Genomic DNA, 26315 nt, shown 5'->3' with positions numbered 1-26315 from the left:
GTGGGTCCGATGGGTGCTGCGATCGTGATTCCCCGGGTTCGGATCTCGCGGGCCGCCGTCTTCGGGGTGTTCACCCTGAACGGATTCCTGTGTGCGATGTGGGTGGTGCACATTCCGGTGATCACGCAGCGCACCGGCGTATCCAAGGGCACGCTGGGGCTGTTGATCCTGCTGGTGGCGCTCGGCGGTATCGCCGGAATGCAGGCCGCCGGGCCGCTCGCCGACCGCTTCGGCAGCCGGACGCTGGTGGCCGCGGCCGGGGTGTGGATCTCGCTCGCGGTCCTCGGCCCCGCCTTCGCGATCGGCCCGCTGACGTTGGCGATCGCACTACTGCTGTTCGGCACCGGCAACGGCGCGCTGGACGTGTCGATGAACGCGCAGGCCGTGCAGGTCGAACGGGCCTACCGACGGCCGATCATGTCGGCGTTCCACGCGATGTTCTCCTGCGGCGGGCTGGCCGGATCGCTGGTCGGCGCGGCGACGATGCATCACGGGTGGGATGTGCGCGTCACCATGACGGGCGCGGGGGTGATCGGGCTGCTCAGCCTGGCGGTGTTCATTCCGAGGCTGCTGCCCATAAGCGAATCCGATTTCGGCACAACGGCATCCGGTTCTGATGCAACCGACTCCGGTGCAACAGGATTCGACGTCCGCGCCACCGGGTCCAGCGCAACCAGGTCGGATACCGGGACCATCGAGTCCTGCTCCAATACAATCGAATATTGTTCCAGCGCAATCAGACCGGATGCCGAGACCACCAATTCCCGTCCCGGGACAACTGACTCTTGTTCCAGCGCAACCGGATCGGATCCCGTCGCGACCAAGCCCGGTTCCGAAGCAAGCGGATCCACGCGGAATGCGACCGAACCATCGCACACCGCGGCCCGACGGTCCGCGGCAGACCGTGCGTCGCCCGAACGGCGCGTACGGCGCACTCGTCGACTGCACGTGCTGGCCTTGGCCGCCATCGCCTTCGCATTCCTGCTGACCGAAGGCGTGGCCAACGACTGGAGTGCTTTGCAGGTGCGCGAACATCTCCGCGTCAGCGATGCGACCGCGGCGCTGGCATTCGGCGCGTTCTCCACGACGATGACCGTGGGTCGATTCGCCACCGACCGGGTCAGCGGGCGATTCGGGCGGGTCGCGGTGGTGCGCTGGGGTGCGATACTCGCGGCTGCCGGGCTGACGCTGATCGTGTGTTCCGTGTGGCTGCCGCCCACGCTGTCGGGCTGGGCGTTGCTGGGGATCGGGTTGGCGGGTGGAGTTCCGCAGATCTTCAGTGCCGCAGGCAATCTCGGCGGTAGCTCGGCCGCGACCGATATGTCCCGCGTCTTCGGTCTCGGTTATCTCGGATTCCTGGCCGGACCGTCGGTGATCGGCTGGCTCGCGGACCTGAGCTCGTTGACCGTGGCGCTGCTCTTCCCGCTGGCGCTGATCCTGGTGTGTGCGGCCTGCGCGCGGATCGTCGCGCCCAGTTCTTGACCCTGAGGTCCAGAAGGGCTATCGTCCTTCTCATGGGCAGGCCGCGCTCGTTCGAGGACGACACCGTCATCGAACGTGCGATGGAGGCGTTCTGGATCAACGGATACGCCAACACCTCACCCGCCCAACTCGCCGAGGCGACCGGATTGGCAAAAGGCAGTCTGTACAACGCTTTCGGTAGCAAGCGGGAACTGTTCGAGCGGGCACTGGCCCGCTACGACCGCCTGGGCGCAGATCTGACCGCGGATTTCATGTCCCGGCCGGGGAGCACTCGCGAGGTCGTCGGCACCTACCTGCGACACCTGGTCGACGCCGACCTGGAGGATCCGGATCGACGCGGCTGCCTGGCCGCCAATACCGCGCTGGAGCTGTCCGGACACGACGAGCAGATCCGCCGCACCATCAACACCATCACCGAACACGTCGTCAACACGCTGGCCGAACGGATCGATCAGGGCCGCCGCGACGGCGATATCGCGCGCGAGACCGATCCCCGGGCGACGGCGGAATTCCTGATGAACAACATCGTCGGACTGCGCGTCATGAGCAAGGGCTACGACCGGGCCGCACTGCATCGCATCATCGACACCACCCTGAACGTGCTCTGACCTATTCCTTTCCACCCCAACACTTTTCGCTGCCCCAATTTTTGACCTGAAGTTCAAGAAAGGCATCATCATGGAACTCGGACTGACCGGCAGGACCGCCGTGGTCACCGGAGCCGGACGCGGCATCGGACTGGCCGTCGCACAGGCGCTGACCGAGGAGGGCGTGCGCGTCGTCGGCAGCGCCCGAACCATCACACCCGAACTCGAAAAGGCCAGTGTCGCAGCGATTTCGGCTGACCTGAGCACCACCGAGGGGGTGACCGCGCTGTTCGATGCCGCGCGCACCGAACTGGGCGGGATCGACATCCTGATCAACAATGTGGGCGGCGGGGACGTCGACAAGATGGTCATCGGCGGCTTCCTCGACATCACCGACGACCAGTGGGCGCGGATGTACGAACTCAATCTGATGAGCGCGGTGCGCGCCACCCGGGCGGCGCTGCCGAGCCTGATCGAACGTCGCGGCGCGATCATCACCATCTCCTCGATCAACTCGCAGCTGCCCGCGGCCGGACCGGTCGGCTACAGCGAGGCCAAGGCCGCGCTGACCGCCTTCTCCAAACGGATCAGCGAGGAGTTCGGGCCGCTCGGAGTGCGGGTGAACACGGTGTCCCCGGGTGTGGTCGGCACGCCGCTGTGGCGCGAATCCGGACGTTTCGGGGCGAAACTCGCCGAGGTCAACGGCGTGGGGCACGAGGAATTCCTGGCCGCGCTCCCCCAGCAGTTCGGGATGGCCTCGCCGCGGATCACCGAACAGGAGGAGGTCGCCGCGCTGGTGACGTTCCTGGCCTCCGAGCGCGCGGGGAACATTCTGGGCGCGGACTACGTCATCGACGGCGGCACACTGAAAGTCGTGTGAACCGGGCGGCCCGGACGGCTAGAGTTCGGGCATGTTCGAGAATCGGCGGGCCGAACGCAGGCTGCAACGCATCGAGTACAAGCTCGACCTGATCATGCGGCACCTGGGGATCACCGATTCGCCTGCGCCACTGCGGGATTCACCGACGCGACCGATGCCCGGGAGCGTCTCAGGCGCGGATATGGCCGCGATCGACGCGCTGATCACGCAGGGCAAGAAGATCCAGGCCATCAAGCTCTATCGGGAAATGCTGCCCGGAACCTCGCTCAAGGACGCCAAGGACGCGATCGAGGCCCGGGAGCGGCCGACCTACTGAAGGCACTTGCTCACCGTGACGTTCAACTGCGGCCACGGCGGGCGACGCACCACCGCGAGGCAGGACAGCGTCGCGGCCGAGAGGCCGATCAGCAAGGCCAGCAATGTGATTCGGGTGTCGTCGGTGGCGGGGATCCACTTCGATTCGCCACCCTGCACCACGATCGCGCCCAGTGGACGCGGCCCGCGCCGGAATCGGCCGCCGGGTTGGGCGACGGTGATGACGGTCGCACCGTCGGGTGTCTGATGCGGGGTGCCGAAAATCGCCGAATCGGCAACGGCCGCAGGAAGATCGGGGTGTTCACCGGACGTCATACTGCCCCCTGATTCGAGTGACGTGCGTGCGGTGCCGGGCCTCAGCCCGGCGGGTCGATTCACAGCCTAATCGCCTGCGGTGGGCGGACGCCATATCGTCACCATCGATGAGAAACGGCCCGCACCGGGGTCTCCGGTGCGGGCCGTTTCGTGAATTCCCTGTTGCTCGAATTTCCCTACAGCGCCTTGAGTTCTTCGGTGACTGCGGAGACGGATTTCTTGGCGTCGCCGAACAGCATCGAGGTGTGATCGGCGTAGAACAGTGGGTTGTCGATCCCGGCGAAACCCGAATTCATCGACCGCTTCAACACGATCACCGAGTGGGCTTGGTCCACGTTCAGCACCGGCATCCCGTAGATCGGGGACGAAGCGTCCTCACGGGCGGCGGGGTTGGTGACATCGTTCGCGCCGATCACCAACGCCACATCGGTGCGTGAGAACTCACCGTTGATGTCGTCCATCTCCTTGAGCGCGTCATAGGACACCTCCGCCTCGGCCAGCAGCACGTTCATATGACCGGGCATACGACCCGCCACCGGATGAATCGCGTACTTCACCTCCACACCCTTGGCTTCCAGCAGCGAGGCCATCTCCTTGACCGCGTGCTGCGCTTGCGCCACGGCCATGCCGTAGCCGGGGACCACGATCACCTGGTTCGCGTACGCCATCTGAATCGCCGCATCCGCCGCGCTGGTGGCCTTGGCCTGCTTCTGCTCACCCCCAGCACCAGCCGGGGCGGTGCCGCCGCCACCGAACCCACCGGCCACGATCGCCGGGATCGACCGATTCATCGCCTTCGCCATCAAATTCGTCAAAATCGAACCGGACGCGCCGACGATCATGCCCGCCACGATCATCGCGGTGTTGTTCAACGCCAACCCCGCCGCCGCCGCGGACAACCCGGTCAACGCGTTCAACAACGAGATCACCACCGGCATGTCCGCGCCACCGATCGGCAACACCACCATCAACCCGAGCACACCGGACAGGACCAGCACCGCGATCATCCACAACTGTGACACCCCGTGCCCGGTCGCCCCGACCCCGATCACGATCGCGCACGCGACCGCGCCGAGTAACAGGAGCAGGTTGACTGGTTGCTGGAGTTTCCCGAGACCGATCGGGCGGCCGGGCAGGATCTCCTGGAGTTTCCCGAACGCGATCAACGAACCCCAGAACGAAATCGACCCGATGACCGCCGCGAACAAACTACCGACCACGATATGCACGGTGGGTTGCTCGTCGAACCGGGAGAAGCCGCGGGAATTGAGGAATTCCGACCACGCGATCAACGCGACCGTGCCACCCCCCACCCCGTTGAACGCCGCGACCAGCTGCGGCATCGCGGTCATCTTGGTGAACTTCGCCGGCGGCACCCCCAGCAACACACCGACCACGATCCCCGCGACGATCAGAACCCAGTTACCGGTGTGCCGCACCGAGATCAGGGTCGCGACCACCGCCAACACCATCCCCGCCGCCGCGATCAGATTCCCGCGGACCGCGGTCTTCGGACCGGTCAAACCCATCAAACCGTAAATGAACAACGCGAACGCGACAATATACAGGCCGTTCACCAGATAACTGACGTCATCGAAGGTATGCATCACCGATCCGCCTTCTCACCGGTAGCACCGGGTTTCTTCGCCTTGAACATGCCCAGCATCCGGTCCGTCACCACGAACCCACCGATCACGTTCAACGTCCCGAACACCACCGCCACGAACAAAATGATCTGCGTCAGAATCGACGGGTCCTTCACGTTGCCCAATGTGACCAACGCGCCCAGCACCACGATCCCGTGAATCGCGTTCGTCCCCGACATCAACGGCGTGTGCAGGGTATTGGGGACCTTCGAGATCACCGCGAACCCCACAAAACCCGACAACACCAGAATCGCGATATTCGCCAACAACTCCGTATACATCAGCGACTACTCCTTCCCCACCGAAGCCGAACCCGAAGTATCCGAACCCGACCCGCCCGATCCGATTGTCTCCGTGGACGATCCAACACCCGCCGACGACGATCCCGCACCGGCCCCATTCGCAGCCGACAACTCCGAACCCGCTCCCAGGCCGGTCCCGTTCGAATCAGTCTTTCCCACAACCAAATCCGCGTCCGATTCCACCGCGTCCGCGACTGACCCCACATCCGAATCACCGGAATCACTCGAATCAGTCTCAACCACAGCCGATTCCGATGCATCGGCCTCAGCAGACTCCAGCGTAGCGGCCGGATCAGCACCAGCCCCAGCAGATTCCGCCACGTCCGGGACAGTCCCCGCACCCGACTCACCGGAATCACTCGAGTCCGTCTCAACCACAGCCGATCCCGCTGCGTCAGCCGCGGGAGGCTCCGGCACAGCGGCCGGATCAGCAACAGCCGCAGCAGATTCCACATCCGATTCCGCCGCAGCCGCGACAGTCCCCGCACCCGACTCACCGAAATCACTCGAATCCGCGGCCGCGACAGCCGATCCCGCTGCGCGCGCCTCGGCAGACCCCGACACAGCGGCTGGATCAGCAACAGCCGCAGCAGATTCCGCCTCAGGCTCCGGGACACGTGTCACACACGAATCCGCCAGCACCTGATCACTGAAATCCGGTGCCAACTTCCCGTCGACCAACATCAACTCCAGCAACGCGGCAATATTCTTCGCATACAACTCACTCGCATGCTCGGGCATCGTCGCAGGCAGATTCAACGGCGACGCGATCGTGACATCATGCACCACAACAGTTTCCCCAGGTGTGGTGAGCTCGCAGTTGCCGCCGGTCTCCCCCGCCAGATCCACGATCACACTACCCGCACGCATCCCCTCCACCGCCCCAGCGGTCACCAAACGCGGCGCGGGACGACCCGGCACCAACGCCGTCGTGATCACCACATCGAAACCCTTGATCGCATCCTCCAACGCCTGCTGCTGCCGCTCTTTCTCGGCCTCGGTCAACTCCCGGGCATAGCCGCCCTCACCCGCGGCGTCGATCCCCAGATCCAGCCACTGCGCACCCACCGACCGCACCTGATCAGCCACCTCGGGACGCACGTCATACCCAGTGGTACGACCACCCAGCCGCTTCGCGGTCGCCAACGCCTGCAACCCCGCCACACCCACACCCAGCACCAACACCGTCGCCGGTTTCACCGTCCCAGCCGCAGTGGTCAACATCGGAAAAAACCGCGTCGACTCCGACGCCGCCACCAACACCGCCTTATACCCCGACACATTCGCCTGCGAAGACAACGCGTCCATGACTTGGGCGCGAGAGATACGCGGAATCGCTTCCACCGCAAACGCCCGCACACCCGCATCCCGCAACGCACCGATCTTGTTATCGGCATTACGCGGAGCCAGGAACCCGATCACCGTCTGCCCCGCCGACAACTTCCCGATCTCCACATCCGAAGGCGGAGCGACCTTCACCACCACCTCCGCGGACCACGGATCCCCCACCACCGCACCAGCCTCCACGAACGCGGCATCCGGAATCAACGCCCCCCGCCCGGCACCAGCCTCCACCACAACCTGGACACCCTGCTTCACCAAACCCGCAACAATCTTCGGCACCAACGCAACCCGACGCTCACCAGGAATCACCTCACGCACGACACCAACACGTGTACGCTGTGATGCGCTCCCATCATCACCGGGTGGCGCTGCGTCGACTCCGCTCTGCGTTGTCTCCACTGGTCAACATCCTTACTCGTGACGGTAGCCGGCCCCACGGTTCGTGCGGAGCCTCGAGACGTTCTTTCGGCACCGAAACTTACCCATGGGTAAGTTTTCGATCGCACAACTGTACCGACTCGGCGGTGAGCGTAACCGAGATCAATCTCACACGCCTTGCCGGTTCACCCGGATCCCGGAATGCGCTGGGCCCGAAGCCGACCGCGCCCGTCGCCACCCGCACTGACCCGCACAAAGTCGCCCAGGGGTGTCCCGCGAGCTTCGTACGCCGTAATGTCGAGACTGTGAGCGGCTGCATATTCTGCGGAATCGTCGCGGGCACGGCTCCGGCGACGAAGGTCCACGAGGACGACGCGCTGTGCGCGTTCCTCGACATCCGGCCCATCACCCGCGGCCACCTGCTGGTGATCCCCAAACGCCACGCCACCAACCTGGACGATCTCGACGCCGCGCTGGGCGCCCGGCTGTTCGCGCTCGGGCACCGCATGGCAAAAGCGTTGCGGCGCAGCACACTCGGGGCCGACGGCGCGAATCTCATTCTGAACGACGGAAAGTCGGCGTTCCAGACCGTGCACCACGTACACCTGCACGTGGTCCCCCGACACACCGGCGACATCCGATCCTTCGCCACCGGAATGCTGTTCCGCGGCCGGGTCGGCAACCAACCCGACCCCGCCACCACCGCCGCGGCCATCCGCACCGGATTGGACCGGCTCGACATCGAGGAATCCGATGTCACCGACGAGGAGAAACACGCATGACCGACCGCGACACCCTGACCGCGGCCCTGTCCCAGGAGTGGGACGCGCTGACCCGTCTGGTCGCCGATATCGACGAAAAGCAGTGGCGCACACCGTCTCCGCTGCCCGGCTGGACCGTCTTCGATGTGCTGGCCCATCTGGTCGGCATCGAATCCATCCTGCTCGGTGAGCCCAATCCGACCGCCGATCCCGCGATCACCGGGGCACCGCACGTGCACAACGAGATCGGCGCGTTGAACGAGGCGTGGATCGAATCGTTGCGCCCGCTCAGCGGCGCCGAGTTGCTGGCGAAGTTCACCGAGATCACCGATCGCCGCCGCAAGGCGCTGGCCGAGTTCACGGCCGAGCAGTGGGAGAACCCGTCGATGTCGCCCGTCGGCGTCGTGCCGTACGGCCGGTTCATGCAAGTCCGGCTGTTCGACTGCTGGATGCACGAGCTCGATATCGCCGACGCGCTGGGCGTCACCGTGCCCGAGGACGGGCCGCGGGCCGAGATCGCCTTCGACGAGCTCACCCCGACGCTCGGACGCGCGGTGGTCAAGGGTGCGCACGCGCCGGACGGTTCGCGCATCAGCGTCGTGCTGACCGGACCGATCACCCGGCAGCTGCATCTGGTGGTGGACGGCCGGGCGAATCAGGTCGAGGAGCTCGACGGCCCGGCGACCGTGCGCATCGAGATGCCGTCCGGCCTGTTCGCGCGGTTGCGTGCCGGAAGGACCACGGCCGCAGCGCATTCGGACGAGATCATCATTACCGGCGATACCGAGTTGGGACGTCGCGTGGTCGACACACTCCGCTTCACCATCTGAGCCGATGCGACTTTTCCTGTCCAGCTACAGATTCGGGGCACACTACGACCGATTCGCCGCGCTGGTGGGCGATCCCGGCCCGGTCGTCATCATCCCGAACGCCTGCGACGCCTGGCCCGCGGCCTGGGCCGGTGCGGTCGCCAGCGATCGAGTTCCGCTGCGCCGCGCCGGATTCCAGCCTGAAATCCTGGACCTGCGCGAATACCTCGGCCGCACGGTCGAATTGGAGAAAACGCTGCGGCGATACCCCCTGATCTGGGTCCGCGGCGGCAACACCTTCGTCCTGCGCGCCCAATTCGCCCGCAGCGGAGCCGATCTCGTCCTGCGCGATCTACTGGCCGAGGACGCCCTGGCCTACGCCGGCTACAGCGCCGGAGCCTGCCTGCTCGCCCCCGACCTGCACGGCCTGGAATCCGCCGACGACCCTGCCGAGGTCCTGCCCGCCTGCGGCATCGAACCCCGTTGGGACGGACTGGGATTGATCGACCGCCCCATCGTCCCGCACGTCGACTCCCCAGACACCGACCCCGACGGCGTCTGCACCGCCCTGGCCGCCCGCTTCCGCGCCGACCACATCCCACACTGGGCCCTCACCGACGACGACGCCGTGATAGTCGACGGCGAGAACGTCGAAGCGCTGCTACGCCACGACGACGGGCCGTGAGATTCCCGAGACGGTCGAGCTACCAGCCCTGCACGGCGCGATCATCGTCGAGTACCACGGGCAGATCCTCCGCACTCGACGGGACTCGGTCACTCGGGCCCGGCGCATCTGCTCGCCTACGTGCCGAAAGATGAAGCTGACCTGGCGCGATCAGCCGTTCACCGTCACCGTGAGGCGGGGGCGACCACGCACAGGTCGCCTACGCGGGCGGCGATATGTGCTTGCCCGAGGACCATGGGCTCGCCGAGAACCGACACAGCGGGTTCGTCAACCGAATCCCGCTGACCGAAACACCGCACGTACCTCTCGAACTCAATGACCCACTCACGAGTCGGTACACGAGCGACTCCGCGTGACCTACAGGTACAGCCCGGTGCCGTGTTCGGTGCGATCGTTGGCGACCGCGTGCAGATCGCGCTCCCGCATGACCGTGTACGCCTGCCCCTGGATCTCGACCTCGAACTGATCCTCGGCGCTGTAAAGCACCCGGTCCCCGACCTCGACACTGCGCACATGCGAGCCGACGCCGCACACCTCACCCCAGGTCAGGCGCTTGGCCACCTGGGCGGTGGCGGGGATGAGGATGCCGCCGCTGCTGCGCCGCTCCCCGGCTTCCTGGGCTTCGCGCACGATGACCCTGTCGTGCAACATCTGGATTTCGAGCTTCGGATCGGGCATTACGGAATTGTATGAAAGCGCGACACCCGGCCGCGCACCTCGGTCCACAGGAGTGCGCGAACCACGTAGTTTCAGGGTGTGGACGTGAAATCGCTCGCCGAGCACCTACCCGCTGGCGCACTTGTGACAGATCCGGATATTTTGGCCGGATATCGCCAGGATCGGGCCCTGGATCCCGACGCCGGGACGCCCCTGGCGCTGGTTCGTCCCACCACCACCGAACAGGTCTCGACCGTGCTGCGCTGGGCGCATCGGCATCGGGTGCCGGTGGTGCCGCGGGGTGCGGGGACCGGGCTGTCCGGCGGGGCCACCGCGCAGGACAGGGCGCTGCTGCTGAGTACCGAGCGGATGCGGGAGATCACCGTGGATCCGGTCACCCGAACCGCGGTCGCGCAGCCGGGGCTGCTGAACGCCGAGGTCAAACGCGCGGTCGCGAAGCACGGGCTGTGGTATCCGCCGGATCCGTCCTCCTTCGAGATCTGCTCGATCGGCGGTAACGCGGCCACCAACGCGGGCGGCCTGTGCTGCGTGAAGTACGGCGTCACCACCGATTACGTGCTCGGTATGGAAGTGGTGCTGGCCGACGGGACCGTGGTCCGGCTGGGCGGGCCGCGGCTGAAGGATTCGGCCGGGCTGTCGCTGACCAAGCTGTTCGTCGGCAGCGAGGGCACCCTCGGCATCATCACCGAGGTGACATTGCGGCTGCTGCCCGCGCAGACACCCCAAAGTACCGTGGTGGCAACGTTTTCCACGATCGAGACGGCCACCGCGGCGATCCTCGCGATCACCGGCCGGCTGCGGCCCTCGATGCTGGAATTCATGGACGCGGTGGCCATCAACGCCGTCGAGGACGAACTGCGGATGGGCCTGGACCGGACCGCGGCGGGCATGCTGGTGGCCCGCTCCGACGCACCCGGCGAGCACGCCGCCGCCGAGGCCGCGATCATGGTCGAAGCCTGCGAGAAGTCCGGAGCCACAGAGGTTTTCAGCACCGAGGACCCCGAGGAGGGCGAGGCGTTCACCGCCGCACGACGTTTCGCCATCCCGGCCGTGGAACGCCGGGGCACACTGCTGCTCGAGGATGTCGGGGTGCCGCTGCCGCGACTGGGCGAACTCGTCACCGGAATCGCCGAGATCGCCACGCGCCGTGCGGTTCTGGTGTCGGTGATCGCGCACGCCGGGGACGGCAACACCCATCCGCTGATCGTGCACGATCCGAGCGACGCCGACGAGACCGCCCGCGCGCATCAGGCGTTCGGCGAGATCATGGCACTGGCCATCGCCCTGGGCGGCACCATCACCGGCGAGCACGGGGTGGGGCGGTTGAAGAAGGCGTGGCTGCCCGATCAGGTCGGCCCCGAGGTGATGGATCTGACCCGCCGCATCAAGGACGCGCTGGACCCGCACGGCATTCTGAATCCCGGCGCGGTGTTGTAAACCGGGCCGATCCTGGGTATCGAAGGAACAAACTCACCGTCCCGAGGAGTTTCACCGCATATGACCACCAGGTTCGAGCACAATGTCGCCGACACCCGCTACGAGATCTACCTCGACGACACCCTCGCCGGATACGCCGACTACAGCGAGCACGTCGACGGCGAGCGCCGGACGCGCGATTTCCAGCACACCCTGACGTTCCCCGAATTCCGCGGCCGCGGCGTGGCCGCGCAGGTGGTCGAATACGCGTTGAACGATGCCCGCGATGCCGGGTTCTCGGTCATCCCCACCTGCTGGTACGTCGAGAAGTTCATCGCCGATCACCGCGAATACGCCGGTCTCGTCGACTGACTTCCCGGGCGCGGACCTTAATTACGCCGCCACACCGAGAACTGACGGTCGAGAGTGGTGTCGATGGCCTGGTTCACCCGCCGGTTGTCGAAGCCCGGTAACGAGCGCAGCCGCACCAGGAATCCCGTATCGGCTGCCGAGCGCGGCACCACACACCCATTTCCCTTCGTCCCGATGAGCACGAAGAACATCGCCTCGGCGAAGGGTCCGTCCGCCGTGGTGATGACCCGAACCTCCGACAGGTCACCCCACAGCACCTCTTCGATCCGGCCGTTGTCCAACGTGCGCCGGACGAACTTGTCGTTGATCTCGACTCCGGCCATGCCCCTTATAGTGCTCCGTGCGCGCCACATTCGATAGACCTGAATTCGCACGATTGCGACTGTATTTACGTCTGCAAGAACAGATTCGGCCGACCTCGACAGGTCGGCCGAATCATGTTCTCCCGCAGAGCGAAGCAATGGCAACCGATCAACACCAGCAGCAAAGTTCGCGGCCCGGCTTGCCGATGAGACGCGTGGCGGGTGCGAGGAACGAGTGCCCGACACGGGGCTCATCGGTGAGCCTCAGGGGGCCGCGAACCCGCCGGAGCGAAGCGGAGGCCAAAGACACAGCTACCTCAAGATGGCGCGGGACATAACGAGGCGCTGAATCTGGTTGGTGCCCTCGTAGATCTGGGTGATCTTGGCGTCGCGCATCATCCGCTCGACGGGGAAGTCGGTGGTGTAGCCCGCGCCGCCGAACAACTGCACGGCGTTGGTGGTCACCTCCATCGCCACGTCGGACGCGAAACACTTTGCGGCAGCGGAGATGAAGCCGAGGTTCTTCTCGCCACGCTCGGCGCGCGCGGCGGAGGTGTAGACCATCAGGCGGGCCGCTTCCACCTTCATCGCCATGTCCGCGAGCATGAACTGGGTGTTCTGGAAATCGGCGATGGCCTTGCCGAACTGCTTGCGGTCCTTGGTATATGCGATCGCGGCGTCCAGCGCGCCCTGCGCGATGCCGACCGCCTGCGCGCCGATGGTGGGGCGGGTGTGGTCGAGGGTCTCGAGCGCGGTCTTGAAACCGGTGCCCTCCGCGCCGATCATCCGGTCCGCGGGGATGCGGCAGTTCTCGAAATACAGTTCGGCAGTGGGCGATCCCTTGATGCCGAGCTTGTGCTCGAGCGGGCCGACGACGAAGCCCTCGTCATCGATGTGCACCATGAACGCGGAGATGCCGTTGGCGCCCTTGTCCGGGTCGGTCACCGCCATCACGGTGTACCAGCTGGACTTGCCGCCGTTGGTGATCCAGCACTTGGAGCCGTTGATGATCCAGTCGTCGCCGTCGCGCTTGGCGCGGGTGCGCATACCGGCCGCGTCGGATCCGGCCTCGCGCTCGGACAGCGCGTAGGAGGCCATCCGGCCGTTCACGATGTCGGGGAGCACCTTGGATTTCAGCTCGTCGGAGCCCTTGAGGATCAGGCCCATGGTGCCCAGCTTGTTCACCGCGGGGATCAGCGAGGACGAACCGCAGACCCGGGCGACCTCCTCGATCACGATGCAGGTCGCGACCGAGTCCGCGCCCTGGCCGCCGAAGGCGTCGGGGACGTGCACGGCGTTGAATCCGGCGGCGTTGAGCGCGTCCAGGGCCTCCTGCGGGAAGCGGGAATGTTCGTCGACGTCCTTGGCGTGCGGGGCGATTTCCTTCTCCGCCAGGCTGCGGATGGCCGCCCGCAGTTCGTCGTGGACGTCGTCGAGCTTGAACAGGTCGAAATCGGGATTGCCCGCCATGGGTCTCTCCTGGTCGTCGGGTCGGATCACCTGGGTCCGCGAATTTTCAGCATGTCGGCACTCAGTGCCAGTCGTGACCGAGTATACGTCGCCATTTCACGCTGACATTCCGCGATACTCGCCATCGCGCCTGGCACTGAGTGTCAACACCTGAACGTGATGGTTATCACAGATTACCGAGCCGTCTACCGAGGAATTCGGTCACCTGGGCGGGCGGCATGTCGCGCGGGAACACCGCGACGACCATCTCCCCGGACGTCGCGCGCCCCCGGCCGATACCCGCCAGCGCGGCGCGCAGATCCGCCACCCCGCCGTCGGACTCCCCGCGCACCATCCGCCGCAGCAGATAGTTGTGCGTCGCGGTGACCGCCGCGGTGAACTGGATCAGCGCCAGATCCGGCGTGCGCGGCAGCGCGCTGCGCAGATAGTCGGTGAACAGCCGCTCGTACCGGAACACCGTCACGATCTCCCGATCCCGCAACGCCGGCACCTGCCGCACCACCCGATACCGGCGCGCGGCCAATTCCCTTGTGCGAGTAAATCCTTCGAACACCCCCACCACCGCCTCGCACACCGCGTCCCACGGATCCCCCTGCGCCGCATCCAGATACGCCCGCGCCCGCGCCAATTGTGCCTCGTGGTCCGCGAATACGACATCCTCCTTCGACCGGAACTGCCGGAAGAACGTCCGCCGCGAAATCCCCGCCGCCTCGGCGATCTCGTCCACCGTCGTCGACTCGTACCCCTTGTCCGCGAACAACCGCAACGCCTGATCCACCACCGCCAACCGAAACCGGGCAACGTCGTCGGACCGCGCACTGCTCACATCGTCACTGGACACGCCCCAACCGTAGCGAGCTTCGTCTCGACAGCGAGCCCACATCAGGCCGTTTCGAATGTTTCGATTATTGCGTATACTTCAAATACTTGACACACCCCGAGGAGGTCTCAATGGGCGTGACGTCCGCAGTCAAGCGCACGGAACCCGGCGCTATCGACGCCGAGGTCGCCGCACGCGCCCTGCGCCGGATCAAGGACTACCTCATGCGCCACCCGGACGCGGAAACCATCCCCGCCACCAGGGAGATAGACAGCACCGATGCTCTCGTCCTGCCACGCGAGGCGGTGAGCCTGCTCGCGTTCATCCTGGCCCAGGCGGCGGACGGCCGCGGCGTAACGGTCGTTCCCTCGCATGCCGAGCTGACCACACAGCAAGCCGCCGACATGCTCAACGTGTCCCGCCCGTACGTCGTCGGCCTGCTCGAGACCGGCGATATCCCGTTTCGCCTCGTCGGTCGGCACCGCCGGATTCGCTTCGACGACCTGAAGCTCTACCAGCGACAACACGAGGCCAAGAGTCGTGCCGCAGCGGACGAACTGACAACCCTCGGTCAGGAACTCGGGATCTGATGGCCTTCGTCGTCGTATACGACGCCAACGTTCTCTACGGCAATGCCGTGCGAGACATGCTGATTCGACTTGCCCGATCGGGCGTCGTGCAGGCCAGATGGACCCATCGGATCCTCGACGAGATGCTGAGCAATCTGGCAGCCAAACGCCCGGACATACCCGATGCGAAGCTCTTTCGGCTCCGAAGCCTGATCATCGATGCAGTCCCCGATTGCCTGATCAACGGATACGAGCCCTTGATCGATGGGTTGAAACTTCCCGATCAGGACGACAGGCATGTCCTGGCGGCTGCCATCAAGGCACACGCCCAGATCATCGTGACGGCGAACCTGTCGGACTTCCCAGCAGAATATCTCGCCTCGTGGAACATCGAAGCCAAGAGCCCGGACGACTTCGTCCTGGATCAGATCGCTCTCGACGACAGGATCGTCTGGGCGTGCGTGCAACAGATTGCGGACTCGCGCAGGAATCCGCCCGAAACAGTGCAGGACGTATTGGACGCACTCGAGCGGGCAGGGCTGGTCGAAGCCGTCGCCGCTCTTCGGGACCGTCGAATCGGTTGTTGAACAACCTGTTTCGTAGTTGGCCCAGCGAGGTCGCGCATCGATGACACGCGACCTCGAGGCGTGAGGCCGTTCCGCCGAGTGGGTCAGCCCAGGAGGCGGGTGCGCAGGGCTGCGTCTTTTTCCAGGACCATGGTTTCCAGGCCGGCTTGGAACTGTTCCATGCGGGTGCGGAGGGTGGGGTCGGTGGTGGCGAGGATGCGGACCGCCAGCAGGCCCGCGTTGCGGGCGCCGCCGATGGAGACGGTGGCGACGGGGACGCCGGCGGGCATCTGGACGATGGACAGCAGGGAGTCCATGCCGTCGAGGTATTTCAAGGGGACGGGGACGCCGATGACCGGGAGGGGGGTGGCCGCGGCGACCATGCCGGGGAGGTGGGCCGCGCCGCCCGCGCCGGCGATGATGACGCGCAGGCCGCGGGAGGCGGCGTCGCGGGCGTAGTCGAGCATGCGCTGGGGGGTGCGGTGGGCCGAGACGACGCCGACCTCGAAGCGAATGTCGAACTCCGCCAACGCTTCCGCCGCGGCCTGCATGGTGGGCCAGTCCGAGTCGCTGCCCATGATCAGGCCGACCTCCGGACCGGAAGCGTTGTCCCGCACGGGATTCGGTTGCTCAGTGCTCATCGTGGGGATCCCATCCATCGGTCCATTCGGCGTGCGACATCCAGTGCGCCGCACGCTCGGCCTTCTCCCGTACCAGCGCGACGTCGTCGCCGAGAATATTCACGTGCCCGATCTTGCGGTGCGGGCGTTCGCCCTTGCCGTACAAGTGAACTCGCGCCTCGGGCAGGCGCGCGAACAGGTGGTGCAGGCGCTCGTCCATCGACATCTCCGGGGCTTCGAGCGCACCCAGGATGTTCGCCATCACCGTCACCGGCGCGAGCGGGGTGGTGTCGCCGAGCGGATAGTCCAGCACCGCGCGCAGATGCTGTTCGAACTGACCGGTGACCGCGCCGTCCATCCCCCAGTGCCCGGAATTGTGCGGCCGCATCGCCAGCTCGTTCACCAGCAGCTCACCGTCGTGTGTCTCGAACAGCTCCACCGCCATCACGCCCGTCACACCCAGCTCGGCAGCCAGGCGCAACGCCAGCGACTGCGCCTGCGCGGCGAGTTCCTCCGGCAGCTCCGGCGCGGGCGCGATCACCACCGCGCACTGCCCGTCCCGCTGCACGGTCTCCACCACCGGCCACACCGCGGCCTGCCCGAACGGCGAGCGCGCGACCATCGCCGACAACTCCCGGCGCAACTCCACCTTCTGCTCGGCCAGCAGCGGCACCCCGTGCGCCAGCTGTTCCCCGGCGATCGTGGCGGCCTGCTCGGCGTCGTCGATCATCCACACCCCGCGACCGTCGTACCCGCCGCGCACCGCCTTGAGCACCACCGGCCAGCCGTGCTCGTCACCGAAACCGACCGCGTCGGCCGCCGACTCCACCGCCGTGAACGCCGGAACCGGCGCGCCGAACTCGGCCAGCCGGGTGCGCATCGCAAGCTTGTCCTGCGCGAAGATCAGCGCACTCGGCGGCGGCTGCACGTTCACACCCTCGGCGACCAGCGCCTCGAGATGTTCGGTCGGCACATGCTCGTGGTCGAAGGTCAGCGCGTGCGAACCGACCGCGGCCTTGCGCAGGGCCGCGAGGTCCGTGTGCGAACCCAGCACCACCTCGGGGGTCACCTGGGCGGCGGGTTCGTCGGGACGCTCGGCCAGCACGCGCAGGCGCTGCCCGAGCGCCACGGCGGCCTGATGCGTCATGCGAGCAAGCTGGCCGCCACCGATCATGGTCACGGTCGGCATGCCCGAATTGTCGAAAGAACGGGACGTCACGAGCCACAATGTTGTCATGGCCCGGTCCCGGTAAATACGTGCGGGTTGGTTGCCCGCGTCGGGGCGGACGTAGACTCGTCCCGTGTCAATCGTCGACAATGTGGTCAGCGTCCTGCCCAAAACGCTGCGGGACCTTGCAATCCGTCATAACGAACTGATCAAGTTCGCCATTGTCGGAGCGACCACTTTCATCATCGACAGCGGCATTTTCTATGCCTTGAAGCTGACGGTGCTCTCGCCCAAACCGGTCACCGCCAAGATCATCTCCGGTGTGATCGCGGTCATCGCGTCCTACATCCTGAACCGGGAATGGTCGTTCAAGGGCCGCGGCGGCCGCGAACGTCATCACGAGGCGCTGCTGTTCTTCGTGGTCAGCGGCATCGGTGTACTGCTGAGCAATATTCCGCTGTGGATCTCGAGCTACTGGTTCGGCCTACGCGTCCCGAATGTGAGCCTCACCACCGAAAACATCTCCGACTTCGTCAGCGCCTTCATCATCGGCAACCTCCTGCAGATGGCGTTCCGATATTGGACCATGAAGCGCTGGGTCTTCCCCGACGAAATCGACGCCCTCGTAGACGAATTCGAGGAACTCTACGAAGAAGAGCGCAACACCGAAACCCCGCACTAACCGCAGGGCCCCCAACACAACCCGACCACCTCGTAACGCGCCCAGCGGCGAACCGTCTCCGTCCCGCTGGAAATCGCCCGCGAAGCGAAAGGCTCAGCAAGCCCAACCCCAAGGGTTTTCGGCGCGAGCCACCGAGCCAGCCCAACGCACCCAGCGGCGAACCGTCTCCGTCCGGCTGGAAGTTGCCCGCGAAGCGAAGGCTCAGCAAGCACACTCCAAAGGTTTTCGGCGCGAGCCAGCAAGCCACCGAGCCAACCCAACGCAACCACCAACGCACCCAGCGGCGAACCGTCTCTGTCCGGCCGGGAGTTGCCCGCGAAGCGAAAGGCTCAACAAGCCCAACCCCAAAGGTTTTCGGCGCGGCTCGTCGTTCAGCCCTCGAAGCGCATGGCCGAAGGCCGAGTCTCGAGGGGTGAACGACGAGCCACACGGGCGCCGAAAACCCGCCGGAGCGAAGCGGAGGCCAAAAATACAGCCAAAAATACAGCTCAGCGTGGCTCGCCCGCTACCCCGATCGTCGTGCGCGCCCGCGTCGGCTTCCCCAGGAACACCGCGAACAACGCCGGACGCCGCCGCTGCAACTCCAACCGTCCCCCGTCCGCCTCGATCAACGCCCGCGCCAGCGCCAACCCCACGCCGGTCGATCCGGCACCGGAGAAACCGCGGTCGAAGATGTGCGGGGCCAGATCGTCGCTGACGCCGTCGCCCTCGTCGGCCACCTCGACCGCGATCAGCGGCTCCCGATCCGGCCCGCCGTAGACCGTGCGCACCGACACCGTGCAATCGCCCGCACCGTGCATCAGGGCGTTGTCCACCAGCACCGCGAGCGCCTCCCGCAGCCGCGAACCGGTCACCGGCGCGCGCAATGTCGGATCACCCGACAGGATCAACCGGCGTCCGGCGTCGGCGAACGGATGCCGCCACTCGGCCACCACCCCGCGCAATTCCTCCACCACCGGCACCGGATCCCGGTCGGCGGCGTTCTCGTCGCGCGAGGCCCGCACCAGCTCATCGATGGCGGAGGTGAGCCGGTCGACCTGGGCCATCGCCTCCTCGGCCTCGTGCACCACGTCCGGGTCGTCGTGCGCGGACAGCTCGTCCAGACGCAGCCGCACCGCGGTCAGGCGGCTGCGCAGCTGATGGGAGACGTCCGCGACCAGCGTATGTTCGCGCTGCAACCGACCCGCGATCTCGACCGCGGCCGAATCGAGCACATCGGAGACCCGATCTAGTTCGGTGATGCCGTGCCGCCGGGCCTCCAACCGGAAATCGCCCATCGCCAGGCGCGCGGCCCGGCCCGCCACATCCCGCAGCGGATCGGCCACCCGACGTGCGGTCACCACCGCCACCGCGACGCCCGCAGCCAGCGAGGCCAACGCCACCAGACCCACCGCGGCCACGGCCTGCCACTGCATCTCGTGCATCCGCTCCGCGGGCACCTCCAGCCGCAGCGACCCCGAGGTGCCCATCGACAGCGACTGCGCCACCGGATCCTCGACGGTCGGCACGCCCGCGGTGACGCTCAGCGCCGCGTCCTCGGGGGTCGGGTAGATGATCGTGAGCTTGCCGCCCTCCGGAATCAGCGCCTGCACCAGATGCAGATCCAGGGTGCCGTGCACCAGCCCGTCCGCCAGCTCCTGCCCGCGCACCTCCTGCGCCATCCGATCCAGCCGGGCCATCAGGTCGTTGCGGTTGATGTCGGCCACCCACTGCCAGGCCGTGAAGGCCAGCGGGATACCCAGCACCACCGTGGTGAGCAGCAGCGCGGCCAGCATGGACCGCAGAATTCTGCGCCGCATCGGCGATCAGTCGGTGTTGAACCGGAAGCCGACGCCCCGGACTGTGACGATGCGCCGCTCGGCCACCGGCCCCTCGTCGCCGATCTTGCGACGCAGCCAGGACATGTGCATGTCGAGCGTCTTGGAGCCGCGCAGATCCGCGTCGCCCCACACCTCGCGCAGGATCGCCTCGCGCGGCACCACCTGGCCGGCCCGGTCGATCAGCACCTTGAGCAGCTCGTACTCCTTGTTGGCCAGATTCACCTCGTGGCCGTTGACCATGACGCGCCGGGCCTGCGGTTCCAGCCGGATACCGCCGATCTCCACGGCCTCGTCACCGATTCCGCTGCGCCGCAACAACGCTCGCACCCGGGCCAGCAGTTCGGCGAGGCGGAACGGTTTGCCGACGTAGTCGTCGGCGCCGGCGTCCAGGCCGACGACGAAGTCGACCTCGTCGGTGCGGGCGGTGAGCATCAGCACCGCGAGATCCGCCCCGCTGGCGCGGACCTGGCGGCAGACCTCGAGCCCGTCCATACCGGGCAGGCCCAGATCCAGGATCAGCAGATCGTGCTCACCGTGCAGGGCACGCTCGAGGACGGCCGGGCCGAAACTTTCCACGGTCACCGAATAACCCTCGCGTCCCAGCGCCCGGGACAGCGGGGCTGCGATGGCCTCGTCGTCTTCGGCGAGCAATACGGCGGTCACGTGACCAGACTACGTTGGTGACACACCGGGCCACGCACCGATCAACGGTAGTCCCGCTGTCCGCGCTGGGAATCCGGGCCGGGCTGCCGGTCCGGACGCGAATCCCGGGTGCTGTCGAAGACCTCGTGATACAGCAGCGCGTGCACGTGCTCGACCTCGGGAATGTCGTGGTACTCCAGCGGATCCCCCGACGCGGCGTCCAGGATCAACGTCCCGGTCCCGAGCAGCCGCTCGAAAAGCCTGTGCCGGAACTGAACACTGGCGATGCGGTTCATCGGGATATCGATACCGGTATGGGTGAAGACCCCCTCACGCACCAGCACCCGGCGATCGGTGATGATGAAATGCGTTGACCCCCAACGGATCACCGGTCCGGCGCCGCGCCACAGCACCAGCACCGCCCAGACCGCCGCGATGGCGAGCAGCACCACCGTGCGCGCGGTGTCCTGCACGTGCCGCCAGGCCAGGCCGCCCGCGAATCCGGCCAGCGCGGTCGCCACGATGAAGGTGACCGCGGGCCAGAACAACATCTTCCAATGCGGATGACGATGCAACAGCAAGCGCTCGTCCGGCGCGAGCAACCCCTCCGGATAACCCATGAAATGACCCTACCGCGCGATCGTGCGAGAATAACCGGCAGCCGACGCGCACCACAGCAGTTGCCGCGGGGTTGCGCAGGGCAGTTGCACCGCACCGGTCCGACCGGAGCCGCGCTCGGCGAGAAATCGGCAGTGCCCCACGAGATCAGCGGCGGCCGAGCATCAGTACCGAAACATCCGCAGTACCAGCATCACCGCGACAGCAGTTACCGCAGCACTGAGATATCTGTCCGATTTCCGTAGGTTCCGATTTGCGACAGCGGAGGCGTGTGTTGACCAAGGATTTGACCCAGCTGGAGATCCTCACCGAACTCGAGCCGGTGGCCGAACAGAACCTGAACCGGCATCTGTCGATGGCCAAGGAGTGGCACCCGCACGATTACGTGCCGTGGGATCTGGGCCGCAACTTCGCGGCGATGGGCGGACAGGATTGGGACCCTTCGCAATCCGGGCTCGGCGAGGTCGGCAGGGTCGCGATGATCACCAACCTGCTCACCGAGGACAACCTGCCGTCCTATCACCGCGAGATCGCCGAGAACTTCTCGCAGGATGGGGCCTGGGGCACCTGGGTCGGGCGCTGGACCGCCGAGGAGAACCGGCACGGCATCGTCATCCGCGACTACCTGGTGGTCACCCGCGCGGTGGATCCCGTTGCGCTGGAACAGGCTCGGATGATCCACATGACCAACGGCGCGCACTCCCCCGACGACTGGGGCGGGTTCCTGGACAATGTCGCCTATGTGACCTTCCAGGAGCTGGCAACCCGTGTCTCACACCGCAATACGGGCAAGGTCTGCGACGATCCGATCGCCGATCGCATGTTGCAGCGGGTGGCCCTGGACGAGAACCTGCACATGATCTTCTACCGCACATTGTGCGCGGCGGCGCTGGACCTGGTGCCGGATCAGCAGATCGAGGCGATTGTCAAGGTGCTCACCAACTTCACCATGCCCGGCTACGGGATGCCCAACTTCCGCCGCAACGGCGCGATGATGGCCAAGCACGGCATCTACGACCTGCGCCAGCATCACGAGGAAGTGGTGTTGCCGGTGCTCAAGCAGTGGCGGATCTTCGAGCGCAACGATTTCGGGCCGCGCGGTGAGCAGGCACGCGAGCAGCTCGCGGCCTATCTGACCAAGCAGGAGAGCGATGTGCGCAAGTTCGAGGAACAGCGCGATCGGCTGCTGGCGCGGGAGGCGGCGCGGGCGTTGGTGACGGTGTAGCCGTCGCGCCGGCGACTACTGTTCGACCGGGCGCAGGTGGGTGACGTCGCCCGCCGAGACCGCCCGGTTCCCGATGAGCAGGCGACCGACCTCGTCCACATCGGTCGCGATGCCGAGAAGTACTTCGCCGCCGGGCAATTCGGCTCGCACCTCGGCACCGAGGGTGATGCAGCGTGCGCGGTACCGCCGCGCCAGATCCATCGTGTCCCACCGCGCGTCGCGCCACGCGGTGAACCGCGCGGCGAACTGCCGCAGGATCGACAGCGTCAGCGCGGTACGATCGACCTCGTCCGCGCCGGACAGCGTCAGCGACGTGGCGTGCGGAACGGGCAATTCCTCTTGCGTCAGACTGACATTCAGCCCGACGCCGATCACCACCGCGGGCGCGGCCCCCGGGGAGGCGACCTCGGCCAGGATGCCCGAGACCTTGCGGCCCTCGATGAGAATGTCGTTGGGCCACTTGAGATTCGCGTTCAGTCCGGTCGCCTCGCGCACCGCGTCCACCACCGCCACCCCGGTCAGCAGCGGCAGCCAGCCCAGTGCGGCCGGGGCGATACCGGCCGGACGGACCAGCATCGACAATGCCAGTTGCGCCCGCGGCGGACTCGACCACACCCGGTCGTGACGTCCCCGCCCGCGCTCCTGGGCCTCGGCGAGCAGCACGTGCCCATCCGCCGCCGGGTCGGCGGCCCGCGCGACCAGATCGGCGTTGGTGGATCCGGTCGACTCGACCACGTCGATCCGTGAGAAGAACGCCGGATCCGGTGATTCGGCAATGCTCCGTCGCAGCTCAGCGATGTCCAAGGGGGGCCTGTGCACGTCTGGCAGGCTACACCGGCCCCGGCGCGCGAACGCGTCCGGACGCGGCGAGGGCGTCGCATCCACGATGGATGCGACGCCCTCGGCGCTCATCGGCTCAGCCTGCGAGGCAATAGCTGCTCATCGCGGATGCCCCGGCGAACATGTCGCCGTCTCGGTGATCGCCGGAACGCTCGCCCGGCTGCTCCCGCTGTTCCTGCGCCTCGGCCCACGGCTCCGGGTCCAGGATCGTCGGCTGCGGCTCCCGCACGCCCCGACCGATCCATCCCGCCGCGACGGCCCTCTCGGTGACGGTTCTGCTCCACTCCCACATACCGTGCCTCCCCTCAGCTCGGATTCAGATCACTACCGTAGCGCGGATATTCGGCACAAGACAGTGATTTTCCGGGCAACCGGGACAGCGCGGCGATCACGCACCCGTAACCCGCTGGGCGACAACGCATGCCGGCAGGTTGCCCGGACGCGGTGTGGACAACGCTGATCGGCTCACCATCGGAAGCCGCTGTTACGTTGTCGCGCAGCTTATTTCGATGGACCGAGGCCACCGACCGGAGGTGGACGTGCCCGCTCGGACGTCAGAGCAGGCGCAGCCCCAGCGCACCGGAGACGAAGCGGCGTACCGCGGTCTCACCGGTTTCCAGTGCGGCGGAACGACCTTCGCGGGCCCAGCCCGAAATAGTCGCCGTACCATCGGAATTCGGCGTCACCGCGATCTCGGCGACGAGTTCGGCGGTGGTGGGCTCGCAGACGGCCCACGAGTAGCCGGTCTCCTGTTCCCATTCGAGGGTGCGCCGGGCGACGTGGTCCGGATCGGTGATGCCGCCGTCGGCCAGGGCCGGGCGGTCGTCGATGCGATCGTCGGCACGCAGGGCGCGCAGATACCAACTGCCCGCGTTGATCTCGACGGGTTCCATCTACCGCCCCCGCCGTCGGTCGCGGCGGGCCGCACGCCGCCCCCGACGTCCCGGATCGTGCGACCCGGTCTGGCCGAACGCGCCGAGCAGGATTCCCGCGGCGGGAATCAACAGGAAGCAGATCCACGTATGGAAGACGAAGAACAGCACCAGGGCGGCGAGGACGCTCAACCCCATCACCGCGCCACGCAACTCCTGTTTCCCGCCGCGATGCTGCTGCGGCGGCGTCTGCGGGGCAGGCTGTTGCGGCGCGGCGACCGGCTCTGGCAGATCGGTGAACACCTGGACCAGATCACCACGGGTGACCGCGGCCGCGATCACCGCGCTGCGCTCGTCGAATTCGGCGACCGAGAGTCGCCCGGCGGCGAAATGATCGGAGAGTCGCCGCATGGCGGTCTCACGTTCCGCGGTACCGACGCGGATGTCGGGTGAATCGGCCATGACACGAGATTAGTCCTCGACCGGTGCGCCCGGACGACGACCGCGTTCGCGGGTGCGGAATCACATTGGCTCCGGCGCGCGCACCGGTTTATGGTCGGACCATGTACCGGTATCGCCGCAGCTACTCGGGACCGGCCGTCGTCGCATTCGCGCGGGGATGCTGATGGCCGGGCAGCAGTTCGGCGCGTATCGGCTCGACCGGCTGATCGGGCGGGGTTCGGCCGGTGAGGTGTGGCTCGCGCACGACGACGGCACCGGTCGCGCGGTGGCGCTGAAGATCCTGTCGCCGTCCGCCGCCGAGGATCCGGACTACCGGCGCAGATTCGAGCGCGAGGCGAATATCGGTGCGCGCCTGGACAATCCGCACGTGGTGCCGATCCACGCGTTCGGCGCGCACCAGGGTCGGCTGTACCTGGACATGGCGCACATCCCCGGCGTGGACGTGGCGCACAAGCTGCGCCTGGGCCCGATGCGCGCGCCCGAGGCGGTGGATCTCATCGCCCAGGTCGCGCAGGCGCTGGACGCCGCGCATGCCGCCAGACTGGTCCACCGAGATGTGAAGCCCGCCAACATCATCGTGCATCCGAGCGGATTCGCGTACCTGATCGATTTCGGCATCGCCCGCAGCTCGAACCAGACCACCATCACCGCAACGGGTTTCACCATCGGCACCCTCGCCTACATGGCCCCCGAACGGTTCGCGGGCAATGCCGAACCACGCTCGGACATCTACTCGCTCACCTGTGTGCTCTACGAATGTCTCACCGCGCGAAGGCCGTTCGGCGACACCGACCCCGTGCAGCAACTGCACGCCCACCTGCACGACGACCCGCCGCACGTCGAATCCGCGCCGGACGCCCTCAACCAGGTCATCGCCCGCGGTATGGCCAAGAAGCCGCAGGACCGCTACCGCACAGCCGGTGAACTGGCGACCGCCGCGCTCGCGGCAATCGGTATGGCACAACCGATTCCGCGCACCCCACCCGAACTGGAACCGCCGGGCCGCACCCGCGCGCTGCCCCCGCTCGAAGGCCCGGTCCCGCACACCCGCGTCATGCCCGAAACCGGTTCACCCGCGAACCGGCCGCCGCACCCGACTCGGGTGGCCCCCGAGAACCTGGCCCCGGTCGCGGCGGGACCACGCCCGACCCGCGTGCTGTCCAAACCTAACCCCGACGACGCCGAACCGGACGTCATCCGGGCTCCCGCCACCCACCATCCGGTATTCACCCCCAGGCTCCTCCGCGTCATCATCGGCCTGATCATCCTGGCCGTGGTCGTCTTCGCGGTGATCGTCGGCTGCACCCCCCTGATGAGCGGCGGCGGCCAACACGTCGTGAACCCCGGCACGACCACCGGCCATTCCCCCACTCTCACCTCCGAGGCACCCGCCCCGACCTCCGAACCGGCCCCCACCACCGCCCCACAAATCCCCGGCTTCACCTTCACCTTCCAATTCCCCACCCCCACTTTCACTTTCGCCCCACCTCCGACCTTCACCATCCCCACCTGGCAGTGGCCGCCCGCAGGCCAGTGAATCGCCGCAACACCGGGCCCAGTCGATCCGGACGGCGCCGCGCCAGCACGAGGCCGTCTCGGTAGGTGTCTCGGACAGAACCGGAAAACACCTGCGCCCCTTACTCACCGAATCCCGCGCGCCTGCGCGATG

Annotated in this window: 30 protein-coding genes and 1 pseudogene; 14 read left to right on the top strand and 17 right to left on the bottom strand. The window is 66.7% G+C overall.

Features of this window, described 5'->3' with window-relative positions:
- Positions 1–9: 9 nt before the first annotated feature.
- The 4 genes from NRB20_RS38620 to NRB20_RS32110 all read left to right on the top strand — a co-directional run bounded on the left by NRB20_RS38620 (position 10) and on the right by NRB20_RS32110 (position 3265).
- On the top strand, positions 10–1482 hold the full coding sequence (locus tag NRB20_RS38620; protein WP_227834075.1) for an MFS transporter: 1473 nt from the start codon (positions 10–12) through the stop codon (positions 1480–1482).
- Positions 1483–1514: 32 nt separating this feature from the next.
- Positions 1515–2090 carry a TetR/AcrR family transcriptional regulator gene (locus NRB20_RS32120; protein ID WP_153415168.1) on the top strand — a complete coding sequence of 192 codons (576 nt, stop codon included), beginning with the start codon at positions 1515–1517 and terminating at the stop codon, positions 2088–2090.
- 70 nt (positions 2091–2160) lie between these two features.
- Positions 2161–2949 (top strand): oxidoreductase, encoded by a 789-nt coding sequence (locus NRB20_RS32115; RefSeq protein WP_153415167.1) that lies wholly within the window; start codon positions 2161–2163, stop codon positions 2947–2949.
- A 31-nt stretch (positions 2950–2980) separates the two neighbouring features.
- Positions 2981–3265: a hypothetical protein gene (locus NRB20_RS32110; RefSeq protein WP_153415166.1), complete on the top strand. Its 285-nt coding sequence runs from the start codon at positions 2981–2983 to the stop codon at positions 3263–3265.
- Here the strand turns inward: NRB20_RS32110 and NRB20_RS32105 are convergent.
- The 4 genes and pseudogenes from NRB20_RS32105 to NRB20_RS32090 all read right to left on the bottom strand — a co-directional run.
- Positions 3259–3579: a hypothetical protein gene (locus NRB20_RS32105; protein WP_153415165.1), complete on the bottom strand. Its 321-nt coding sequence runs from the start codon at positions 3577–3579 to the stop codon at positions 3259–3261. The genes NRB20_RS32110 and NRB20_RS32105 overlap by 7 nt on opposite strands.
- A 176-nt stretch (positions 3580–3755) precedes the next feature.
- The gene (locus NRB20_RS32100) at positions 3756–5186 is read right to left on the bottom strand and encodes an NAD(P)(+) transhydrogenase (Re/Si-specific) subunit beta (RefSeq protein ID WP_153415164.1); all 1431 of its coding nucleotides are present in this window, start codon (positions 5184–5186) and stop codon (positions 3756–3758) included.
- Positions 5186–5506 (bottom strand): NAD(P) transhydrogenase subunit alpha, encoded by a 321-nt coding sequence (locus tag NRB20_RS32095; protein WP_153415163.1) that lies wholly within the window; start codon positions 5504–5506, stop codon positions 5186–5188. Before NRB20_RS32095 ends, NRB20_RS32100 begins: the two co-directional genes overlap by 1 nt.
- A 636-nt stretch (positions 5507–6142) precedes the next feature.
- A pseudogene (locus NRB20_RS32090) lies at positions 6143–7189 on the bottom strand (NAD(P) transhydrogenase subunit alpha); the annotation flags it as partial.
- A 365-nt stretch (positions 7190–7554) separates the two neighbouring features.
- Between NRB20_RS32090 and NRB20_RS38615 the strand changes: the two are divergent.
- The 3 genes from NRB20_RS38615 to NRB20_RS32075 are packed head-to-tail and all read left to right on the top strand — an operon-like array spanning position 7555 to position 9504.
- On the top strand, positions 7555–8031 hold the full coding sequence (locus NRB20_RS38615; protein WP_319945669.1) for an HIT family protein: 477 nt from the start codon (positions 7555–7557) through the stop codon (positions 8029–8031).
- Positions 8028–8840: a maleylpyruvate isomerase family mycothiol-dependent enzyme gene (locus NRB20_RS32080; protein WP_153415161.1), complete on the top strand. Its 813-nt coding sequence runs from the start codon at positions 8028–8030 to the stop codon at positions 8838–8840. Before NRB20_RS38615 ends, NRB20_RS32080 begins: the two co-directional genes overlap by 4 nt.
- 4 nt (positions 8841–8844) lie before the next feature.
- On the top strand, positions 8845–9504 hold the full coding sequence (locus tag NRB20_RS32075; protein ID WP_153415160.1) for a Type 1 glutamine amidotransferase-like domain-containing protein: 660 nt from the start codon (positions 8845–8847) through the stop codon (positions 9502–9504).
- A gap of 357 nt (positions 9505–9861) precedes the next feature.
- On the opposite strand, the gene NRB20_RS32070 is transcribed toward NRB20_RS32075, so the two are convergent.
- Positions 9862–10182, bottom strand: coding sequence for a GroES family chaperonin (locus tag NRB20_RS32070; RefSeq protein WP_153415159.1), 321 nt, complete (start codon positions 10180–10182; stop codon positions 9862–9864).
- 78 nt (positions 10183–10260) lie between these two features.
- Here NRB20_RS32070 and NRB20_RS32065 point away from each other — a divergent pair, with 78 nt between their 5' ends.
- Together NRB20_RS32065 and NRB20_RS32060 are read left to right on the top strand one after the other, a co-directional pair.
- On the top strand, positions 10261–11619 hold the full coding sequence (locus NRB20_RS32065; RefSeq protein ID WP_319945668.1) for an FAD-binding oxidoreductase: 1359 nt from the start codon (positions 10261–10263) through the stop codon (positions 11617–11619).
- A gap of 60 nt (positions 11620–11679) precedes the next feature.
- Positions 11680–11970 (top strand): GNAT family N-acetyltransferase, encoded by a 291-nt coding sequence (locus NRB20_RS32060; RefSeq protein ID WP_153415158.1) that lies wholly within the window; start codon positions 11680–11682, stop codon positions 11968–11970.
- Between the two features lie 17 nt (positions 11971–11987).
- Here the strand turns inward: NRB20_RS32060 and NRB20_RS32055 are convergent, their stop codons facing one another.
- The 3 genes from NRB20_RS32055 to NRB20_RS32045 form a co-directional block, all read right to left on the bottom strand.
- Positions 11988–12293: a hypothetical protein gene (locus tag NRB20_RS32055; RefSeq protein WP_153415157.1), complete on the bottom strand. Its 306-nt coding sequence runs from the start codon at positions 12291–12293 to the stop codon at positions 11988–11990.
- A gap of 291 nt (positions 12294–12584) precedes the next feature.
- Positions 12585–13742, bottom strand: a complete 1158-nt coding sequence (locus NRB20_RS32050) for an acyl-CoA dehydrogenase (RefSeq protein ID WP_153415156.1) — start codon at positions 13740–13742, stop codon at positions 12585–12587.
- 166 nt (positions 13743–13908) lie between these two features.
- Positions 13909–14583 carry a TetR family transcriptional regulator gene (locus NRB20_RS32045; RefSeq protein WP_319945667.1) on the bottom strand — a complete coding sequence of 225 codons (675 nt, stop codon included), beginning with the start codon at positions 14581–14583 and terminating at the stop codon, positions 13909–13911.
- Positions 14584–14693: 110 nt separating this feature from the next.
- Here NRB20_RS32045 and NRB20_RS32040 point away from each other — a divergent pair, with 110 nt between their 5' ends.
- Complete coding sequence (locus NRB20_RS32040) at positions 14694–15152, top strand: excisionase family DNA-binding protein (RefSeq protein WP_153415154.1); 459 nt, start codon at positions 14694–14696, stop codon at positions 15150–15152.
- Positions 15152–15718, top strand: a complete 567-nt coding sequence (locus NRB20_RS32035) for a PIN domain-containing protein (RefSeq protein WP_153415153.1) — start codon at positions 15152–15154, stop codon at positions 15716–15718. Before NRB20_RS32040 ends, NRB20_RS32035 begins: the two co-directional genes overlap by 1 nt.
- 83 nt (positions 15719–15801) lie before the next feature.
- Here NRB20_RS32035 and purE read toward each other — a convergent pair whose 3' ends face one another.
- Positions 15802–16338, bottom strand: a complete 537-nt coding sequence (gene purE, locus NRB20_RS32030; RefSeq protein ID WP_153415152.1) for a 5-(carboxyamino)imidazole ribonucleotide mutase — start codon at positions 16336–16338, stop codon at positions 15802–15804.
- On the bottom strand, positions 16328–17554 hold the full coding sequence (locus tag NRB20_RS32025) for a 5-(carboxyamino)imidazole ribonucleotide synthase (RefSeq protein WP_153415151.1): 1227 nt from the start codon (positions 17552–17554) through the stop codon (positions 16328–16330). The genes purE and NRB20_RS32025 overlap by 11 nt, the downstream gene beginning before the upstream one ends.
- A 64-nt stretch (positions 17555–17618) precedes the next feature.
- Between NRB20_RS32025 and NRB20_RS32020 the strand changes: the two genes are divergently transcribed.
- Complete coding sequence (locus tag NRB20_RS32020) at positions 17619–18167, top strand: GtrA family protein (RefSeq protein ID WP_319945666.1); 549 nt, start codon at positions 17619–17621, stop codon at positions 18165–18167.
- 488 nt (positions 18168–18655) lie between these two features.
- On the opposite strand, the gene NRB20_RS32015 is transcribed toward NRB20_RS32020, so the two are convergent.
- The 3 genes from NRB20_RS32015 to NRB20_RS32005 are packed head-to-tail and all read right to left on the bottom strand — an operon-like array spanning position 18656 to position 21249.
- Positions 18656–19966: a sensor histidine kinase gene (locus NRB20_RS32015; RefSeq protein WP_153415150.1), complete on the bottom strand. Its 1311-nt coding sequence runs from the start codon at positions 19964–19966 to the stop codon at positions 18656–18658.
- Positions 19967–19972: 6 nt separating this feature from the next.
- The gene (locus tag NRB20_RS32010; protein ID WP_067886009.1) at positions 19973–20650 is read right to left on the bottom strand and encodes a response regulator transcription factor; all 678 of its coding nucleotides are present in this window, start codon (positions 20648–20650) and stop codon (positions 19973–19975) included.
- Between the two features lie 41 nt (positions 20651–20691).
- Positions 20692–21249, bottom strand: coding sequence for a PH domain-containing protein (locus NRB20_RS32005; RefSeq protein ID WP_153415149.1), 558 nt, complete (start codon positions 21247–21249; stop codon positions 20692–20694).
- A 272-nt stretch (positions 21250–21521) separates the two neighbouring features.
- On the opposite strand from NRB20_RS32005, the gene NRB20_RS32000 reads away from it, so the two are divergent.
- The gene (locus tag NRB20_RS32000) at positions 21522–22472 is read left to right on the top strand and encodes an acyl-ACP desaturase (RefSeq protein ID WP_153415148.1); all 951 of its coding nucleotides are present in this window, start codon (positions 21522–21524) and stop codon (positions 22470–22472) included.
- A gap of 15 nt (positions 22473–22487) precedes the next feature.
- On the opposite strand, the gene NRB20_RS31995 is transcribed toward NRB20_RS32000, so the two are convergent.
- The 4 genes from NRB20_RS31995 to NRB20_RS31980 form a co-directional block, all read right to left on the bottom strand.
- Entirely contained in the window at positions 22488–23291 is an 804-nt protein-coding gene (locus NRB20_RS31995; protein WP_319945665.1) for a biotin--[acetyl-CoA-carboxylase] ligase, read from the bottom strand.
- 97 nt (positions 23292–23388) lie between these two features.
- Complete coding sequence (locus NRB20_RS31990) at positions 23389–23604, bottom strand: hypothetical protein (RefSeq protein ID WP_153415146.1); 216 nt, start codon at positions 23602–23604, stop codon at positions 23389–23391.
- A gap of 262 nt (positions 23605–23866) precedes the next feature.
- On the bottom strand, positions 23867–24205 hold the full coding sequence (locus NRB20_RS31985; protein WP_153415145.1) for a hypothetical protein: 339 nt from the start codon (positions 24203–24205) through the stop codon (positions 23867–23869).
- Positions 24206–24646 (bottom strand): DUF1707 SHOCT-like domain-containing protein, encoded by a 441-nt coding sequence (locus tag NRB20_RS31980; RefSeq protein WP_153415144.1) that lies wholly within the window; start codon positions 24644–24646, stop codon positions 24206–24208.
- Between the two features lie 163 nt (positions 24647–24809).
- Between NRB20_RS31980 and NRB20_RS31975 the strand changes: the two genes are divergently transcribed.
- A complete protein-coding gene (locus tag NRB20_RS31975) occupies positions 24810–26183 on the top strand; it encodes a serine/threonine-protein kinase (protein ID WP_194290086.1) in 1374 nt (457 codons plus the stop codon).
- Positions 26184–26315 lie beyond the last annotated feature (132 nt).

Source organism: Nocardia macrotermitis, from assembly GCF_009604405.1.
GTDB lineage: Bacteria > Actinomycetota > Actinomycetes > Mycobacteriales > Mycobacteriaceae > Nocardia > Nocardia macrotermitis.
Note: the sequence above shows the minus strand (reverse complement) of the source record. Positions and strands in the feature narration are given on the sequence as shown.

Coding starts and splice junctions, on each gene's coding strand:
- NRB20_RS31980 (WP_153415144.1), bottom strand. CDS start 24,646: ATGGCCGATTCACCCGACATCCGCGTCGGTACCGCGGAACGTGAGACC.
- NRB20_RS32050 (WP_153415156.1), bottom strand. CDS start 13,742: ATGGCGGGCAATCCCGATTTCGACCTGTTCAAGCTCGACGACGTCCAC.
- NRB20_RS32015 (WP_153415150.1), bottom strand. CDS start 19,966: ATGCGGCGCAGAATTCTGCGGTCCATGCTGGCCGCGCTGCTGCTCACC.
- purE (WP_153415152.1), bottom strand. CDS start 16,338: ATGAGCACTGAGCAACCGAATCCCGTGCGGGACAACGCTTCCGGTCCG.
- NRB20_RS31990 (WP_153415146.1), bottom strand. CDS start 23,604: ATGTGGGAGTGGAGCAGAACCGTCACCGAGAGGGCCGTCGCGGCGGGA.
- NRB20_RS32035 (WP_153415153.1), top strand. CDS start 15,152: ATGGCCTTCGTCGTCGTATACGACGCCAACGTTCTCTACGGCAATGCC.
- NRB20_RS32100 (WP_153415164.1), bottom strand. CDS start 5,186: ATGCATACCTTCGATGACGTCAGTTATCTGGTGAACGGCCTGTATATT.
- NRB20_RS32040 (WP_153415154.1), top strand. CDS start 14,694: ATGGGCGTGACGTCCGCAGTCAAGCGCACGGAACCCGGCGCTATCGAC.
- NRB20_RS32060 (WP_153415158.1), top strand. CDS start 11,680: ATGACCACCAGGTTCGAGCACAATGTCGCCGACACCCGCTACGAGATC.
- NRB20_RS38620 (WP_227834075.1), top strand. CDS start 10: ATGGGTGCTGCGATCGTGATTCCCCGGGTTCGGATCTCGCGGGCCGCC.
- NRB20_RS32080 (WP_153415161.1), top strand. CDS start 8,028: ATGACCGACCGCGACACCCTGACCGCGGCCCTGTCCCAGGAGTGGGAC.
- NRB20_RS31985 (WP_153415145.1), bottom strand. CDS start 24,205: ATGGAACCCGTCGAGATCAACGCGGGCAGTTGGTATCTGCGCGCCCTG.
- NRB20_RS32070 (WP_153415159.1), bottom strand. CDS start 10,182: ATGCCCGATCCGAAGCTCGAAATCCAGATGTTGCACGACAGGGTCATC.
- NRB20_RS32075 (WP_153415160.1), top strand. CDS start 8,845: ATGCGACTTTTCCTGTCCAGCTACAGATTCGGGGCACACTACGACCGA.
- NRB20_RS32055 (WP_153415157.1), bottom strand. CDS start 12,293: ATGGCCGGAGTCGAGATCAACGACAAGTTCGTCCGGCGCACGTTGGAC.
- NRB20_RS32095 (WP_153415163.1), bottom strand. CDS start 5,506: ATGTATACGGAGTTGTTGGCGAATATCGCGATTCTGGTGTTGTCGGGT.
- NRB20_RS32025 (WP_153415151.1), bottom strand. CDS start 17,554: ATGACAACATTGTGGCTCGTGACGTCCCGTTCTTTCGACAATTCGGGC.
- NRB20_RS32115 (WP_153415167.1), top strand. CDS start 2,161: ATGGAACTCGGACTGACCGGCAGGACCGCCGTGGTCACCGGAGCCGGA.
- NRB20_RS31975 (WP_194290086.1), top strand. CDS start 24,810: ATGGCCGGGCAGCAGTTCGGCGCGTATCGGCTCGACCGGCTGATCGGG.
- NRB20_RS32120 (WP_153415168.1), top strand. CDS start 1,515: ATGGGCAGGCCGCGCTCGTTCGAGGACGACACCGTCATCGAACGTGCG.
- NRB20_RS32110 (WP_153415166.1), top strand. CDS start 2,981: ATGTTCGAGAATCGGCGGGCCGAACGCAGGCTGCAACGCATCGAGTAC.
- NRB20_RS32105 (WP_153415165.1), bottom strand. CDS start 3,579: ATGACGTCCGGTGAACACCCCGATCTTCCTGCGGCCGTTGCCGATTCG.
- NRB20_RS32005 (WP_153415149.1), bottom strand. CDS start 21,249: ATGGGTTATCCGGAGGGGTTGCTCGCGCCGGACGAGCGCTTGCTGTTG.